Genomic DNA, 16165 nt, shown 5'->3' on the forward strand with positions numbered 1-16165 from the left:
GCCTCAGGCCTCCAGGCAGACCTGGAACATCCTCGTCAGCCGCTCGACCACGGCCTCGTGCTCCGGCAGCTCGATCGCCTCGGGACCGTAGAGCTGGCGGAACGTGCCGGAACCGGTGACGAGGGCGGTGGCGACGGCGGCCCGCAGCCGGGCGTCCGCACCGGACAGCCGCGCGGCGAGCGGCTCCATGATCGCCGAGTTGACCCGGTCCCGCAGGATGCCGTGGATCTCCGGGCTCGCCGACGAGCGGGCGAGCGCCTCCAGCACCGGGCTGCCCCGGTCGGAGCGGAGCCGCTCGGCGACGTACTCCGCCAGGCGCCGGGGCAGCTCCTCCTCGGGGCCGTCCAGCACGCCCGGGAAGCGCCCCTGCAGGGCGAGCACCTCGGCGAACAGCTCCCGCTTGCTACCGAAGTAGCGGTTGATCAGGGCGATGTTGGCGTCCGCCTCGGCCGCGATCAGGCGCATCGTCACATGGTCGTAGCCGTGCTCGGCGAACAGGCGCCGAGCGGCCTCCAGAATGCGCCGCCGGGTGTCCTCCCGGCAGCGGCGCCGTCCCTCGTCCACGCGCCCGATCCTTCCAGATTTGACGGAGTAAACAGGCGTCTACTAACTTCATATGCATCGTACATGCAATGGGGGACGGTTCATGCTGACCGAACAACAGGTCCAGGCCGCGGAGAGACCGCACTTCACGCACAAGCAGGTGCTGGAGATCCTGGCCGGGCTCATGCTCGCCATGCTGACGTCGATGATCTCGACGTCCGTGGTGGGCACCGCACTGCCGACGATCGTCGGCACCCTCGGCGGTCAGGACCAACTCGCCTGGGTGGCCAGCGCCACGCTGCTCACCATGACCGCCTCCACCCCGCTCTGGGGCAAGCTCTCCGACCTCTACGGCCGCAAGCTGATGTTCCAGACCTCACTGGTGATCTTCGCGGTCTCCTCGGTCGCCGCGGGCTTCTCCCAGGACATGGCGCAGCTCATCGTCGCGCGGGCCGTACAGGGCATCGGCGCCGGCGGACTCGCCGCGCTCCCCCAGATCATCCTCGGCGACGTGGTCGAGCCCCGCGAGCGCGGCCGCTACTCCGGCTACATCGGCGCGGTCTTCGGCGTCTCCACCGTCGCCGGGCCGCTGCTCGGCGGCTTCATCGTCGACAGCATGTCCTGGCGCTGGACGTTCTGGATCTGCGTGCCGCTGGCCGTGGTCGCGTTCGCCGTCATCCAGAAGGTCCTCAAGCTGCCGTTCGTCCGCCGCGACGCCAGGGTCGACTGGTGGGGGGCGACCTTCATCACCGGCGGGACCACCGCGCTGATGCTGCTGCTCTCCCTGGGCGGCCAGGAGTTCGACTGGAACTCCGGCTGGACCTACGGCCTGGGCGCCCTCAGCGCCGTGATGTTCGGCCTGGCCGTCCTCGCCGAGCGCAGGGCCGCCGACCCGATCCTGCCGCCGCGCCTGTTCGGCGACCGCACCTTCGTGCTCTCCAGTCTCGCCTCCCTGCTCGTCGGCGCCTCCATGTTCGGCGCAATGATGTTCCTGCCGCAGTATCTGCAGATCGTCAAGGGCATGAGCCCGACCGGCTCCGGCCTGATGACCCTGCCCATGGTCTTCGGCCTGCTCGCCGCCTCGATCGTGATCGGCCGGCTCGTCAGCCGGACCGGCCGCTGGAAGGCCTACCCGATCGGCGGCATGCTGCTCGTCGCACTCGGGCTGTTCCTGCTCTCCCGGCTGCACGTCGACAGCTCGCTGCTGGTCGTCGGCATGGACAACGCGGTGATCGGCATCGGCCTCGGCGCCTCCATGCAGATCCTGATCCTGGCCGCGCAGAACGCGGTGCCCCGCGGCGACCTGGCCGTCGCCACCTCGGGCGTGGGCTTCTTCCGCTCCCTGGGCGGCGCGGTCGGCGTGGCGGCCTTCGGCGCGATCCTGTCCAACCGGCTCGGCTCGGAGCTGGCCGCTCTGGCCAGGGCCGCGAACCTGCCGCTGGACAGCGGCGCGTCCTCCACGCTGGGCTCCCCGGAGGCCATCCGGCACCTGCCGGCCCCGGTCCTGGAGGTCATCCTGGAGGCCTTCACCCGGGCCCTGCAGACCGTCTTCCTGGTCGGTGTCCCGATCGCCGTGCTGGGCGCGGTGGCCGTGCTGCTGCTGAAGGAGATCCCGCTGCGCTCCGCGCAGGCCCCCAAGACCGCCCCCGCCCCGGCTCCGGCCGGCTGACCCCGGCCGGCGTCTCCGCGGCGGAAGGGCCCGGACCTCTCGTCAGGTCCGGGCCCTTCCTGCGTACGGCTCCCGCGCGGTGCGGGCGAGGCTCAGATGACGTCGCCCCGGGTCGATCCCCCGCTCCGCGCGTGGGTGTCCGTACGGTGGTGCTGCTGCTTGCGCATGCCCGCCAGTCCGAGCAGACCCGCCAGTCCGAGCAGACCCCACAGGCCGGCGTTTCCGCCGTCGTCCTGCTGCTGCTGGGGCTGCGGGGCGGCCGCCGTCGCGAACGCGTCGGCGGACGCGCTCGCCGGGGCGAACGCGAGGAGCACGGCGAGTCCTGTTCCTGCGATGGCCTTTCTCATGGTGATCCCCCGATCTGGAACGGCTCCGCGACGCCGCCGAGCCGCTTTCGCCCATCCCGCAGGGGCCGGTCGCACCCCCGAACAGGACGGGCTACGGAATTTCCGTCTCCGTGTAGTTACCGCCCTCTATGGCACCAAAACATACGAAGCATCCATATTTCACCATGGGCCGTCGGCAGTCCCGGGAGTCGCTCCGAGCCACACCGCCCTGCAGGCGCTCCGGCGTCGCGTGCCGGTTCACCCCTCGGGATCCGGTGACGCGGCGGAGACGGGGACCGCCGCCATCATCGACACGAGAGGGTCCTGCCGGTAGCCGAGCCGTACGTGGTCGGGCTGGACGGAGAGGGTGAAGTCGGGAGAGGGGGCCAGCGTCCGCTCCAGTTCCGGAGTGATCACCGGGACGGTGGTCCGGAACCCGCAGCGGCGGAGCCGCCGGAGCCAGGTGACGGTGGGCTCATGCCGTTCGTACCGGCTGCGCTCGTCGACGGCGCCGACGATGTCGATGATCTCCCGGCCGAAGAAGCTCTTCATGGCGTCCTGCTCGGCACGGGTGAGGGGGGTGGCGTCGATGGCCTCGAAGAGCGTGCCGAACATCTGCCACGAGTTGGCGAAACGCTCCGGCAGGCTCGCCCGGTGGTGGTCGGAGTCCGGTTCGCACAGCGCGACGGCGGCGGGGGCCAGGGCGCGCAGGCGGTGCAGGAAGACGTCTCGCGCGTCCTGCCCCGGGTGCCGGTCGACCATGTGGTGCAAGGCGAACGAGGCCGTCGCCAGCAGCGGGCGCGGTGACCGGCCGATCAGCGTCCAGGCGTCCTCGTCCAGTTCCTCGGTGGCGGCGGGCACGGCGTGGAAGGTCACCTCGATCCCGTGTTCGGCGCCGGCGCGCTTCAGGTTGATCTCGGCGGCGGCCAGGCTGTCGGCGGCGGGATCGACGCCGATGACGACCAGCCGGCGCAGGGGCAGGCCCCCGGCGGCGGCCTGGGCCAGCAGGGCGCCCTCCTGGTGCCCCTGGCCGATGCCGATCGACAGCACGGTCGCGGTGGCGTGCCCCCGCAGGTGGTCCAGCAGGTGCGCGTTGGCCAGCATGCCCACACGCACGAAAGGCAGATGCTCGGTGAGCAGGCGGAACAGGTCGATCTGCGGCTGGTCGTACCCCCGCAGGTAGATGTTCTCGCTGCGGTGCCCCTCGACGCGGCCGGACAGTCCCGCCAGATAGTAGGCGGCCAGCATGTCCCGGGCGTCGGCCTCGGGATCGAGGACGGAACGCACCCGCGCGAGCAGCGTTCTCAGGTCGTGCTCCCGGTTCTGCTCGGCGGCGGCCGCCGCCAGGCGGAGCAGGGTGAAGGCGGACGATCTCATCTCGGTCACTCCTCGGTAGGCCGGGTTCGGCGGCACCGCGACGCCGATGCCGCCCGCATGTCGTCCCCATGCAGAAGGTCCCTAGATTGGCCCGGGTCACAGCATTCGGCCCCGTGCAGGGGACTCGTCACGAGAGGGCCGCGACGGCCACGCGGTCGCGGCGCCCCTCCCAGGACAGGGATCGCCATGGAGTACGTACTGGTCTGCTGCCGTCTTCTGATCGGCGTGGTCTTCGTGTTCTCGGCGGCCGGCAAACTACGCGGCCGCGACGCGTACGCCTCCTTCCGGGCCGCCGCCGGTGAGCTGGCGCCGCGGGTGCCGCTGCTGCCGCGACGCCTCGTGCCCCCCGCGGTCGTCGCCGGTGAGCTGGCCGCGGCCGTGCTGCTCGCCGTTCCCGCCGCGGCCGGCGCCGGGTTCGCGATCGCGGTGGTGCTGCTGGCCGCGTTCACCGTCGCGATCGCGGCGGCCGTGCGTTCCCGCCGGCGGGTCTCCTGCAACTGCTTCGGCTCTCCGTCCGCACCGGTGGGACCCGCCCAGCTCGTCCGGAACGGGATACTCCTGACCGTTTCGCTGGCCGGGACGGTGCTCGCCTTCACCACCGCCTCCCCGGAGCTGGAACCGGCCGGTGCCGCGGTGGCGGTGGTCACCGGCCTGACCGGAGCCGGCCTGGTCCTGCTCGCCGAGGAGATCGCCGAGCTGTTCCGGCCGCTCGCCTGACCGCCACGGCGGGTGCCGGTGGCGGTCAGGCGTCGGAACCGGGAATCGCCGGCCCTCTACACCGGCGGGCACCCGCTCGGGCCGGTGAGCGCGATGCGGCTCCGGGGCGCCGGCCTGCGGGCGGCCGCCCGGCGGGGGCGCACGGTCACGGGGTGCGCCGGACCCGGGCCCGGAGCCACCGAGCCGCGAACCGCGTCGTCATCCCGGCGGAGCACGGAGAGATGCAGCTCACGCAGCTCGGCGGAGAGGTCCAGCCCCAGCCGGTCACCGAGTGTCGCGGTGGCACGGTCCCATGCCGAGATCGCCCCCGCCGCGTCGCCGCCCAGGTAGTAGGCGCGCATCAGGTGCGCCCAGGAGTTCTCCCGGAACGGCGCGGCGGTCAGTATGTCGAGGATCTCCGGGACGAGCTCGATCGTACGGCCGCGGCACAGGCGGGCCTCCACCAGTCGTTCCCGCGCTGTCAGATGCAGCTCGTCGAAGGCGGCGAACCGGGCTCTCAACCGCTCGGAGGCGGTGCAGTCCTGTCCGATGGACCCCTGCCACAGCTTGAGGGCTTCGGCGAGGGTCGCCTCCGCCGTGCTCACGGACCGCGCACGCAGCTCGGCGAAGCCCCGGTCGGCCAGCCGCTTGAACCGGATCGCATCGACCTCCTCGGGGGCGGCCAGCAACCGGTAGCCGCCCCCGCCTCCCCGCAGCGTGCCCAGCCGCTCACGCAGGTCCAGAGACGCCAGCTGACTGCGTAAACGGGCCACGTGCAGCCGCAGATTCTTGCGAGCCGAGTCAGGCGGGTTGTCCCACAGGGAGTGCATCAGCTGCTCCACCGTGACGAAGCGCCCCTCCTCGAGGAGGAGCGCGGCGAGCAGCCCCCTGATCGGGGCCGAGGTGACGACGACGGACGCGTCGGCGCTCTCGACCTGGACACGTCCCAGCAGACGGAAGAACATCGTCAGGGCCTCTCCTCGGTTCTCGATCGGACGATCCTCAGAGCGGCCGGACGCGGGTCGTTCCCCCGCGGCTCCGGCCGCCTCGCCGCACGCGCCGGCGGTCGGCGCGTCCGCACACGCTCTTCAGCATGGAGGAGCGGTCAGCGGTGATCCTGAGTGATGACTACTCAAATCGAGATGACTCCGTGCTCATCCAGAGTCACGAACGTGACATAAGTCGGACTGGCGGTTCACGCGTTCGCGCGGCCGAGCCGGTCGGTCAGCTCCCCGCGGGTCGAGACGCCCAGCTTCACGTAGACGCGCTGCAGGTGGTTGTCCACCGTCCTGACCGAGACCGTCAGCTTGGCCGCGATGTCCCTGCTGGCCAGTCCCTCGGCGGCCAGGATCGCGACCTCCTTCTCCCTGGCCGTGAGCGGCATGGCCGCACCGGCCGTCCGCAGCACGGGCGTGCGCGCCCCCTCGCACAGGACGGTGTTCACGGTCGACCGCGCCGCGGCGGCGGAGGCCTTCCGGGAGTACCCGGAGCGGCGCCACAGCTCCGCCGCCACGCTCGCCGCCTCCGCCGCGAGCAGGTTGGCGCCCATCCGGTCGAAGTCCTCGGCCACCGCCGACAGGCCGTCCGGATCGCCCGAGGCCAGCCCGGCCGCCAGGCGTGCCCGGGCGGCCGTGAAGGGACCGCCGGTCCCCGCGAGCTCCGCGAGTCGGCCCGCCGCCTCGGCGGCGCATCCGAGCCGCGCGAGGTCCGTCAGGAGCACGGCCTCGGAGGAGAACTGGCCCCGCTCCCGGGCCTCGGCCGCCGCCGCCCGCAGCACCGCCCTGGCCTCGCCCTGCTCCCCCCGCGCCACATGCGTCCACGCCTCGCCGAGTCGTTCCTCGGGCACCCGCACCGGCGCTGCGAGACCGGCGTACTCGGCGAGGGCGGCCTCCGCCGCGCGCACGTCCCCCTGCAGCGCGGCGGCCGCCGCGAGCCCGGCGAGGGCGAGCGGACGGATGATCACCCCCTGGGGGCGGGTGTCGTGCACGATCTCCGCGTACCAGCGGCGCGCCGAGGCCGGATGACCGGCCAGCCAGGCGTTGCGGGCGATCGGGAAGACCAGGAGTGTGCGCTGCCATCCGGTCGGCGCCCCGGCCGGGTCGGTGTAGGCGTGCTCGCCGACGGCACGGGCCTCCTCCAGTCGTCCGCTCTCGGTCAGGGCGAGGACGAGGGCGGATCGCGCGGCCGCCTCCTGCGGGCCGTGGCCTCTGCCCTCGTCCCTCGCCTTCGCGCACAGGGCCACGGCTCGCTCGGCCCACCGCACCGCCTCCTCGCCGCGCCCCATGAAGGCCAGCCCGCTGGCCCTCGTCGCCGCGGCGGCCGTCCACGTCACCGCGCCCGCGACGTCGCCCGCCGGCGGTTCCTCCTCCGGCATGCCGTCGAGCAGGCCGAGGCTCTCGGCGTGGTACCCCAGGCTGGAGAGGATGTTGGCCTCGTTCACCCGCAGCACCCACAGGCCCGCCGGACTGGTGACACGGTCGCGCGCGGCGTCGTTCGCCGCGACGGCCTCCTCCCGGGCCGCGCCGCGGCACCACATGAGGTTGTGCGTGCGCGCCAGCGCCACCGCGAGTGCGGGGCGCTCCGTGGTGGCCACCTCGTCCGCCCTGCGCAGCACGTCCTCCGCCTCCTGCGGCCGGCCCGCCTCCGACAGCGTACGGCCGAGCAGGAGCAGCGCCGGGAACGTGAGGCCCTCCTCGGGAACCGCCCGGAGGAAGGCGAGCGCACGGGCGTGGTCGCCGCCGTACGAGGCGAGCCGGGCGGCCTGGAGGAGGAGGACCGGATCGGCGGTGCCGGTGCCGGCGAGCCGGTAGGAGGCCAGGCGCATGGCGTCCTCCCGGCGGCGGGAGCCGGTCCGTCCCAGCCTGTCCGCCTGCTCGCGCAGGATCTCCCGGCGGCGCGGCTCGGTGACGTCCGCGGGCAGCACCTCCGCGTAGAGAGGGTGCGCCAGGCGGGCGTACGCACGCCGTCCCTCCCGGACGGTGGTGACGAGTCCGGCCCGCTCCAGCTCGTCCAGGACGTCGGCGCCGGGCTCGCGCTCCAGGTCGGCGACGGACACCGGGCCGCACAGCGCGAGGACGTCGAGGACGCGGCGGGCGCGCGGAGCCACCGTCGCGAGCCGGTGCCGGATCAGGTCCGTGAGGCGGCGGGTGACCGGAAGGGACTCCGTCGCGGCCAGCCGCCAGATCTCCCCGTCGTTCGTCAGCCTGCCTTCGGTCAGCGCGCCGCGCACCAGTTCACCCAGGTAAAGCGGGTTGCCGCCGCTCGCGGCGTGCAGCCGGTCGACGGTCTCGCGGTGGACGTGCCCGGCCAGGGCGTCCCGGAGGAGCCCGTTCACCTCCCTCCACGTCAGCGGTGCGAGGTCGGCGTGATGGACGGCGTCGCCCCGCCCGAGCGTCACGACGCTCTCCGCGGACGAGGCGCCCGAGTGCACCGTGCCCACCAGGAAGACGGCGCCGGATTCCATGAGCTGGCGTAGCAGCAGGGCCGAGGTGGAGTCGAGCAGGTGCAGGTCGTCGATGAGCAGGACGAGGCGCGCCGTCGCGGTGTAGGCCCGCGACATGAGCCGGACCGCCGTCGCGAAGCCCGCGACGGGGTGCGACAGGTCCACCCCGTCCGGCAACAGATGGGCCACCGCTCCGAGAGGGATCTCGGCCGCCGCGCCGGTCGCGGCGGCGCGGCCCACGGCGTGTCCCCGCAGGCCGGCGACGTCGAGGCACTCCTCTGCCAGCCGTGTCTTGCCGACACCGGGCTCACCGAAGATGAGGAAACCGCTGTAACCGGTTTCATCGAGGACCGCCTCGAACACCTTCAGCTCCGCCTCGCGGCCCACCAGGGGCCATCGCCTCGGCACCGTCTCAGCCGTCGCCACCGCGGGCTTCTCCTTCCATCGGATGATCGAGCGTGTCATCGGGAGCCGCGCTCGCCGGCGCGGTCGTGCTCCTCGGAGACCGGGCAGTCGTGGACGCCGCCGTCCTCGCCGTCGGAACGCCGCAGGTCGCCGATGAGGCTGCCGGGCGGCGCCGTACGGGACGGGCCGCGCACCTCGGCGTGCGCGGGGGAAGGCGCTGACCGCGCCGGTTGCGGCGACCGTTCCGAGAGCGACGGCGATGCCGGCAAGGCGCGCGTGGCGCGTGTCATCGCAGGCGCTCCTTTCCGGGGTCGGATGCCGCCTCCGGATGTACGCCGGATCGCTTTCAGCGGGGTTACCAGTGGTTGCGGGCCGCTTGCGGCCCGGTGCTCCCGAGGCCCCGGAGCCTGGTCGCGGCCTCGTCGATCACCTCGCCCCATTCGCAGAAAGCGAACGGCAGTGACCCCTGGGACCGATCTCCTTCGCTACATGTGCGCAGTCCAGGGTCTGTTCATGAGGAAAGATCCCCGGGCCTGGGAACCAAACGGATGGAGGATCATCCGATCCCGCCAGAATCGATTCCTCATCCAACAGGCTCCGGCCAGAACTGGAGCTTGAGCAGCGTGAAGCTGATGATGTGCGGTGTGAACTCCTCGTGGCCGAGGGCCCTGCGGTGGACTCTGAGCCGCCAGACGCTGTTCTCCCTGCCGAGCAGGTACTTCGGAATCTCGCGCCGGTCGAGGAGTTCGGCGATGAGCTCTGCCATGGGCTTCTGACACTCCTGAAGGTCGGGGGTGGGGCCTGCCCGGGGGCTGCCGGGCAGATATCGGCCCGCTTGCGCGGGGAGCCAGGTGGGGAGCCGATCGGGCGGTTTGGGGAGCCGAATGGGGAGCCGCCCCCGCCGGACGCCCTCAGGCCCCATCAGACCTCTTCAGGGCGTTTCTCCAGGTCAGGGCGTTTCAGGAGAGCTTCCGGAGCCTGGTCACGGCCTCGTCGATGACCTCGTCGCGTTTGCAGAAGGCTAACAGGAAACGACCTCCGGAACCGATCTTCTTCATTACATACCCGCAGGTCAGAGCCAACTTACGAGAAAGGCTCCCCGAGCCTTCACCGGGCCGGGGAGCCTAACGGGGAGCCTTGGCCCCTTACAGAGCCTGTTTGAGTACCTCGTCCATGATCTCGGCTCCCTTCCGGATCACCGGCTTGATCTGCTTGCGGTAGACGGCTCCGGTGATGTGCGGCCCGGCGTGGCCCATGAGGTCGGCGATCTCCTCCAGGGGCAGCCCGTTGTCCGACAGGATGCTCGCGAAGGTGTGCCGCAGTTCGCGCGGCGACCAGTGGCCGGAGATGCCCGCCGCCCTCACGATGTCGTTCATGGCCCGGCGCACCGCTGCGGAGTCGAGCGCCGTGCCGACGCGCGTGGTGAAGACCAGGCCGTTGTCTTGCCAGGGCTGCCGGGACTTCAGCCGAGCGGCCGCCTGGAGCTTCCGCTGCGTCCTGAGCGCCTCCACCGCCTCCGCGCAGAGCGCGATGGTACGGCGGGACCGCTTCGTCTTCGTGTCTCCGTGATCTCTCACGGACTGCCACACCTCGATGCGGGGCGGCAGATCTTCCTCTGCCTCCAGATGGACCCGGTCCCAGGTCAGGGCGCGCGCCTCTTCGGTACGCAGGCCCTGCGTGACGCTGACGATGAAGTACGGTCCCCATCGGTGCTGGCGGGCCGCCTCCTTCAGGGCGTCGGCCTGCTCGATGCTGAGCGCCCTGCTGGGGCGTCCGGTCCCGCCCTTCGGCGGGGTGACGAGGCCGGCCACGTTCTTCAGTACGAGGTCACGCCGTTGCGCCTCTCTGATCGACCTCCGGAGGATGCTGAGGATCGTGACGATGGTTCGGGTGGCGAGCGGCTCCCCCTCCCGGCCTCCGCTCTCCTTCGTCTGCGGGGTGGTCGCCAAGACCTCCAGCCATCTGTCCACGTCGTCGGCCTTCAGCGTCTTGAGCTTCGCCTTCCCGATCCTGGGGATGAGGTGCTTCTCGGCGAGGGTGGTCAGCGTGGCGACGGTGCGCGGGCTACGGTCCTTGAGCCCTGCTTTCAACCAGTCGCGGACGCACTGCTCGACGGTGTACTTCTCCGGCGTGAAGACTCCGGCCTCGATCTCAACGCGCAGTTCCCGGAGCTTCTTGCGGATCTCCGCCTTGGCCTTGCCCTCCGCCTCCCTGGGGAGCTTGACGGACACCTTCCGGCGGATACGCCTGCCGTTCGGCTCGAAGCCGACCGTCACCGCGCCGACCCACAGGTGCTTGGCCTCGTCGAAATAGATCGCGTCCTCACCGCGCGGTCGGCGCGTGGCTTTGGGGGTGGTCATACGTGTTCCGTCCTGGCCCGCTCATCCCTGGCAGGATAGGAACGGGCCTTGTTTCGTGCGTTTGGCTGCGTGCGTTCTTCAGGTCCTTCAGGGGGTCGGGTGTTGGAGCACCCGGCCCCCGCCCTGTCGGCGGGGCCTACTTCATCGGCTGTCCCTCCTCGTCCTTCAGGCGGTCCCTGACGTACCGGGCGACGGCTTCAGCGACGAGCGAGGAGCGCGTCCGGCGGTCCCGCTCGGCGAAGCGGTCGATCTCCTCCAGATCTCGCTGGTCGATTTGTACGGAGACGCGCATTTTTCCCATGGGCACAGACTACGAATGACCACCTTTGAACACCAACTCGTGATGGCCGGTTGACGCTCGACATCCTCTGGCTGCCTAAAGGCGACTCTGAGGGCTCCTCGCCGCTCAGCCTTCAGGGGCTACTCACGGAGGCGCTCAGACCCTCCGACTCGCTCCGCATCGGCCTCGGTCAGCTTCCGGGAGATGTACTCCTCGACGGCCTCCGCGGGGATGCGGCGAAGCCTGCCCTCCTTGTAGGAACGGAGTTGTCCGCTGCGGAGAAGTTCGAAGACCTTGTCCCGACCGATGCCGAGCACGCGAGCCGCCTCGGCGGGACGAAGTACGCGCTGCACGTCACTCACGATGAGGCCCCCTAGATCTCTAGCGGTGCGGGGGAAGCCATCCCGTCATGCCCACACCGGCGATGATCGATTGCAGCAAATGACGCCCAAGAGCCGATCCTTCCGAAGTAGGAAACAACGGCCGGAGAATGCCCTACGCGGTAGAGGAATCCGACGAGGATCATCTGCGCGGAACCGGCAAAAGATCTACGCAGAGGATGCGGGTAGATCACATTCCACACCCATCACCGATCCGCATCTGTAACAGGAGTCCAGTCCCACGAGAAGATCGAACCGGGAAGCCTCTACCCATCCCGATCGCTCGATCTCTGCCGACAGCGGCCACGCGCGGCGCTGAGAGCGCCGCAGAGCACTCCCAAGGGCCTTACAGGCTCACTTTCTTCAGTCGGGGGCGCGTCATCGGCGAGCCGGCTCACGAGAGCCATGTGGCGGATTCCTGCTCCTGCTCTCCGATTCGCTCGACCTCTGCCGGGTCCGTTCCCGCGGCGATCAGCTCGCGCGTCAGCGCGCCGATCTCGGATTCGATCCGGTCGAGCGACAGCACCTCATGGCGGGCGGGAATGTCGAGCCCCAGCAGCCGGGCACGCCGATCCATGATCTTCAATACGCGGTCGATCGCTGCGAGGATCGGCCCGGAGTCGAGCACGTCGCGTTCGGCGTAGACCGGCTGCCCGTTCTCCGTGCGACCGATCACGACCGGCATCCCGTCTTCCCTGGCGACCGGGCGACGGACCACGCGACCGGCGGAGACGGCCAGGTGCTCGGCGTCCATCACCGCCCACGCACGGCAGAGCAGCGCGTCCAGGCGTTGCACCTCGATGTCCCGGGCGACGTCGGTCGCCTCCCGCACAGTGCGGACGTAAGCGATCCCGATCCGGCGATGCACCGATGCCGGCGAGGCGTAGCCGACGAGCCGGGCGATCTCCCGCATACTGCGGCCGGCGATCCGCAAGCGCATGATCTCGGCATCCCGTTCGGCGTCCGAGGCCGTCTGCCACTGCTCCGGCGTCCGCTCCGTTCCCTGCTCCATGTTCCGCCCCACTGCGTTCCGCCGATCGTTTGCGTCATCACTCGTCGCCACGGCTACAGAGATGTCCTCTGCGGTCTCCCGGGGTCCTTCCCCCACCTCCCAATCGTTCACCCGGGTGGTACTCCGACACCCCATTCCGTCGGCCTCGGGAGAACCCCTTACTTCTCCTGACACACGATCCGCGCTTGCGCCCCCATGCCTCCGGCGGTGCGCCGCGCGTCCGCACCGTCCACCTTGGCGGGTCAGCACGGGACCGGGGCCCCGTGTCATCGCGGGCGACTCCGTCGCATGCGCTTCCGGGCAGATGAAACTGTTCACGGATCTGTGGACAACTGGAAAGGACGATTAGCCCCGATTAGGGATCAGGGGGTCCCCATGGATGGCACACCGCGAATACTCCACCCCCGCGACGCTGCTCGCGTGCTCGGCATCGGACGCGACAAGGTGTTCCGGCTTCTGCGCAGCGGGCAACTGCGCTCCTACCGAGACGGCAGGCTCTACCTCGTTCCCGCTGAAGCGATCGAGGAATACATTTCCCGGAAGATGGCGGAGGCGGACGCCGGCCGGGATGGGGGTCCGACGTGAGCTTCCCGTACGACGCTGCGGAGCACTCTCCGGACCAGGACACGGGGCGCGTCGAGGAGTTACGCAAAGCACTCCTCACCTCCGCCCAGTTCGATGACCTCGCCGAGCCGGAACCCCTGGTCGAAGGGTGGCTGTTCCGGGATTCGCTGGCGTGGCTGATCGGCAAGCCCAATGCGGGCAAGTCACTTGCCGCGCTGGACCTGGCCGGGTGCGTTGCCAACGGCCTGCCCTGGCATGGGCACGCGATCCAACAGGGTGAGGCGGTCTACGTCGTCGCCGAAGGGGCCTCGGGATTCAAAGCCCGCGTCCGCGCCTGGGAGGCGCAACATGGTCGGGAGATGCGGGTGCGGTTCCTCTTCAAGTCCATTGACCTCGTGCGAGACGCTGACGCGCTCGCTGCCGCTCTCCGGGAAGAGTTCCCCGCTGGTGTAGCCCTGGTCGTCATCGACACGCAGGCCCGCGTCACCGAGGGATTAGAGGAGAACTCCGCCAAGGACATGGGGACCGTGGTGGCAGCCGTGGACAAGATCCGATCCGCCACCGGAGCGTGTGTGCTCATGCTCCACCACACCGCGTCCGGGGGGGACAGACTCCGAGGTTCGACGGCGATCGACGGCGCCGCGGACACGATCCTGAGAGCCAACGAGCAGAAGGACTGTCACGGGATGAAGCTGGAATGCACCAAGCAGAAAGATGCTCCGAGACCTCCGGCTCTTCTGCTCACGGTTGCCCAGGTGGACGGGTCGGTGGTCCTCACCAGTTCCACGGGCGACCACGTCCAAGATCCGGGAACTAGTTCCGGGAACAGTTCTCGGATACTTCGCTCCCTCGCCGAGAATCCCGGTATCAGCAAGACGAAACTGGCGAAGAAGGCCAAGGGGAATTACAGCGCAAACCTCGATATCATCGGCGATTTGTTAGCTGCCGAGGAGATCAGGGTGGATGGTCGCCAGCTCTTTCCCACACATAGTCCCCAAGATCAGGGAACTACTCGGGAACTACCGGGAACTCCCCCAAGTTCCCCAGGTTCCCCCCCCATAAGGGGGGACCCGGGAACGGGAACGAGAGCTACCAGGATCCCGCGGAGCAAGAATGACAAGGCCGATACCGCATCATCCTCAAAGGCCACCGTATCGCCCACCCCGGTACCGGAGCATGGGCGCGTACCGCAACGGGCTCTTGGCGGGCTGTGACTCCCCGACGGGCGAGGAGCGCGAGCGCGTGCCCCTGCCGGCTCACGATCGCCGACCCGACGTCGAACGGTGCTCCGCGATCATGCGGTTGTGGGCGATCCGACGTCGGAGCATCCGTGCCGTGCTGCTCAGGCCGGATCGGCGGATCTTGCGATTCCTGATCGAGAGTGCCGCTCCGCACGGCGTCACGTCGGTACCGGATGGGCCGGTCACGGTGGCGCTGGCACGGGTGGCCGGCTGCACGCTGCCCGGCGCAGGGATGGCGCTGGGTCGGCTCATGGCTGCCGGATGGCTGCGACGGATGCCGCTTGACGGGGACGAACCTGCGGGTGGCCGTCGGGTCGAGCTGGTCGCGCCGCGCGAGCATCCTCGGGTGCTGTGGTCCATCGGATATCCCGCTCACTATGAGACAGATGAGACAGAGCCGAGTGACGATCATCAGGGATAGAAGCTGATCCACTCATCAGTGGATCTTTCTCTTGATTGGCTTCGCCAGGATGGACACGGGCAGGCAGCGAGCGATCCGACTGCCCCGCGGGACGGCGGATGCGCGTCAGCGCTGAATCCGCCGGCCCCGAGGAAGATCCATTTTTCTCTTCCATCGGAAGTCCGCGCTTGCGCCCCTGATCCTCCGGGGGCGCCGCGCGTCCACACCGCCCACCGTGACGGGTCCGCACCAAACCGGGGATCAGCCAGGCCATGAGCGCAACGGCTATCAGGGCGCGCTACAGCTCCCGGGGCACGATCTCTGCGCGCCGCCCATCCCAGATTCTGCAAGATCTATTCTTCTCCTGCTGCCTGCCCGGCAGCGCCCGGACAGGCCCCACCCCCGACCTTCAGGAGCGTCAGAAACCCATGGCAGAGCTCATCGCAGAACTCCTCGACCGGCGCGAGATACCGAAGTACCTGGAGGGCGTCGAAGACGTCGCGACCGGTTGGGCTCTCAATGAGACCCCAACCGACGCGGAAGGCTGGATCGGCACCGGTGACGACGGGATCGCGATCCACGAGATCGACAGTGAGAGATGCCTGATCAAGTACGAACTCTGGGACGGACCGCCGCCCGCTCTCAACACCTGGGACAGGACCTGGTCCGGAAGCGTGCGCCTGACCTCAGGAAAGATCCGCGCCGTTAACCAGTACTCCGGCGGCGAGTCCTACGGCGCAGTATTCGATCTCGGCAGGAAGAACGGTGTCTGGCGGATCAGAGCCTATCGCAAGGCGCTCGGCCATGAGGAGTTCACGCCGGATCTGATCAGTTTCACACTACTCAAGATCCAATTCTGGCTAGAGTCTGCCTGAGAAGATCACTTTTGGCGCGGCCGGACGGCCATCCATGGCCTGATATGGAAAGCTTGCCGATAAGTCTCGGAACTGGGTAGTCCGTTCCTTCGGTCGCGTTCAGACAGCAGACGATGGCATTCATCCGGTTGGTCAGGTGGTTGTCCGTGCCGGCACCTCGTTCATCACGCCCCACGCAGAGACGAGCCTGTTCTCCGCGGCCCTTGAGGGGGCCGCAGAGCAGGCTCGATGCTGCCAGCAGCCTGTTAATCCGTCCGCTCGAGCGTCATCGATCATTCCTGCCGCGATGGGTGCTTGCTCAGTCATGTGGGCGATTTGCTTGGAGCCCAGAGCGGAGCCGATGAGATGGCGGGTTACTTCGTTGATCTCCGCGTCGATTCAGTCGAGGGTCAGCACCTCATGGCGGGCGGGAGCGTCGAGCCCCAGCAACCGGGCACGCCGATCCATGATCTTCAACACGCGGTCCATCGCGGCCAGCACCGCCCCGTGGTCGAGCGCAACCCCCTCTTCGGTTCCCGACATGGCGCGCCTGTCTGAGTGACTGTTGCGAAACCGGTCAGGCGGTATCGCGGCGCTCGTCTTCGGCAAGCCGTCG

17 protein-coding genes are annotated in these 16165 nt (G+C 69.7%); 5 read left to right on the forward strand and 12 right to left on the reverse strand.

The window, feature by feature from the left end; translation table 11 throughout:
* Window positions 1–3 precede the first annotated feature (3 nt).
* Complete coding sequence (locus tag IEZ07_RS33430) at window positions 4–564, reverse strand: TetR/AcrR family transcriptional regulator (protein ID WP_191898451.1); 561 nt, start codon at window positions 562–564, stop codon at window positions 4–6.
* Window positions 565–646: 82 nt separating this feature from the next.
* Between IEZ07_RS33430 and IEZ07_RS33435 the strand changes: the two genes are divergently transcribed.
* A complete protein-coding gene (locus tag IEZ07_RS33435) occupies window positions 647–2212 on the forward strand; it encodes an MDR family MFS transporter (RefSeq protein WP_191898452.1) in 1566 nt (521 codons plus the stop codon).
* Window positions 2213–2304: 92 nt separating this feature from the next.
* Here the strand turns inward: IEZ07_RS33435 and IEZ07_RS33440 are convergent, their stop codons facing one another.
* Window positions 2305–2559, reverse strand: coding sequence for a WGxxGxxG family protein (locus tag IEZ07_RS33440; RefSeq protein WP_191898453.1), 255 nt, complete (start codon window positions 2557–2559; stop codon window positions 2305–2307).
* Window positions 2560–2796: 237 nt separating this feature from the next.
* Window positions 2797–3915: a GRAS family protein gene (locus IEZ07_RS33445; protein WP_191898454.1), complete on the reverse strand. Its 1119-nt coding sequence runs from the start codon at window positions 3913–3915 to the stop codon at window positions 2797–2799.
* Between the two features lie 186 nt (window positions 3916–4101).
* On the opposite strand from IEZ07_RS33445, the gene IEZ07_RS33450 reads away from it, so the two are divergent.
* Complete coding sequence (locus tag IEZ07_RS33450; protein ID WP_191898455.1) at window positions 4102–4632, forward strand: MauE/DoxX family redox-associated membrane protein; 531 nt, start codon at window positions 4102–4104, stop codon at window positions 4630–4632.
* Window positions 4633–4688: 56 nt separating this feature from the next.
* On the opposite strand, the gene IEZ07_RS33455 is transcribed toward IEZ07_RS33450, so the two are convergent.
* The 8 genes from IEZ07_RS33455 to IEZ07_RS33490 all read right to left on the reverse strand — a co-directional run bounded on the left by IEZ07_RS33455 (window position 4689) and on the right by IEZ07_RS33490 (window position 12490).
* Window positions 4689–5576 carry an AfsR/SARP family transcriptional regulator gene (locus IEZ07_RS33455; RefSeq protein WP_191898456.1) on the reverse strand — a complete coding sequence of 296 codons (888 nt, stop codon included), beginning with the start codon at window positions 5574–5576 and terminating at the stop codon, window positions 4689–4691.
* A 230-nt stretch (window positions 5577–5806) separates the two neighbouring features.
* A complete protein-coding gene (locus IEZ07_RS33460) occupies window positions 5807–8479 on the reverse strand; it encodes a helix-turn-helix transcriptional regulator (protein WP_204054752.1) in 2673 nt (890 codons plus the stop codon).
* 35 nt (window positions 8480–8514) lie between these two features.
* A complete protein-coding gene (locus tag IEZ07_RS33465) occupies window positions 8515–8748 on the reverse strand; it encodes a hypothetical protein (protein WP_191898458.1) in 234 nt (77 codons plus the stop codon).
* A gap of 293 nt (window positions 8749–9041) precedes the next feature.
* A complete protein-coding gene (locus IEZ07_RS33470; RefSeq protein WP_191898459.1) occupies window positions 9042–9224 on the reverse strand; it encodes a hypothetical protein in 183 nt (60 codons plus the stop codon).
* A 379-nt stretch (window positions 9225–9603) separates the two neighbouring features.
* Window positions 9604–10818: a tyrosine-type recombinase/integrase gene (locus IEZ07_RS33475; RefSeq protein WP_191898460.1), complete on the reverse strand. Its 1215-nt coding sequence runs from the start codon at window positions 10816–10818 to the stop codon at window positions 9604–9606.
* 136 nt (window positions 10819–10954) lie between these two features.
* Window positions 10955–11119, reverse strand: coding sequence for a ribbon-helix-helix protein, CopG family (locus IEZ07_RS33480; protein WP_191898461.1), 165 nt, complete (start codon window positions 11117–11119; stop codon window positions 10955–10957).
* Between the two features lie 119 nt (window positions 11120–11238).
* Window positions 11239–11460, reverse strand: a complete 222-nt coding sequence (locus tag IEZ07_RS33485) for an excisionase family DNA-binding protein (RefSeq protein WP_307729046.1) — start codon at window positions 11458–11460, stop codon at window positions 11239–11241.
* A 412-nt stretch (window positions 11461–11872) separates the two neighbouring features.
* On the reverse strand, window positions 11873–12490 hold the full coding sequence (locus IEZ07_RS33490; protein ID WP_191898463.1) for a helix-turn-helix domain-containing protein: 618 nt from the start codon (window positions 12488–12490) through the stop codon (window positions 11873–11875).
* 375 nt (window positions 12491–12865) lie between these two features.
* Between IEZ07_RS33490 and IEZ07_RS33495 the strand changes: the two genes are divergently transcribed.
* The 3 genes from IEZ07_RS33495 (at window position 12866) to IEZ07_RS33505 (ending at window position 15570) form a co-directional block, all read left to right on the forward strand.
* Window positions 12866–13075, forward strand: a complete 210-nt coding sequence (locus IEZ07_RS33495) for an excisionase family DNA-binding protein (protein WP_191898464.1) — start codon at window positions 12866–12868, stop codon at window positions 13073–13075.
* Entirely contained in the window at window positions 13072–14268 is a 1197-nt protein-coding gene (locus tag IEZ07_RS33500) for an AAA family ATPase (protein ID WP_191898465.1), read from the forward strand. Before IEZ07_RS33495 ends, IEZ07_RS33500 begins: the two co-directional genes overlap by 4 nt.
* 855 nt (window positions 14269–15123) lie before the next feature.
* A complete protein-coding gene (locus tag IEZ07_RS33505) occupies window positions 15124–15570 on the forward strand; it encodes a hypothetical protein (protein WP_191898466.1) in 447 nt (148 codons plus the stop codon).
* A gap of 378 nt (window positions 15571–15948) precedes the next feature.
* Here IEZ07_RS33505 and IEZ07_RS33510 read toward each other — a convergent pair.
* On the reverse strand, window positions 15949–16165 hold a 217-nt coding region (locus IEZ07_RS33510; RefSeq protein ID WP_301549373.1), incomplete at its 5' end, for a hypothetical protein.

Origin of the sequence: Planomonospora parontospora, from assembly GCA_014647935.1 — a bacterium.
GTDB classification, from domain to species: domain Bacteria; phylum Actinomycetota; class Actinomycetes; order Streptosporangiales; family Streptosporangiaceae; genus Planomonospora; species Planomonospora parontospora.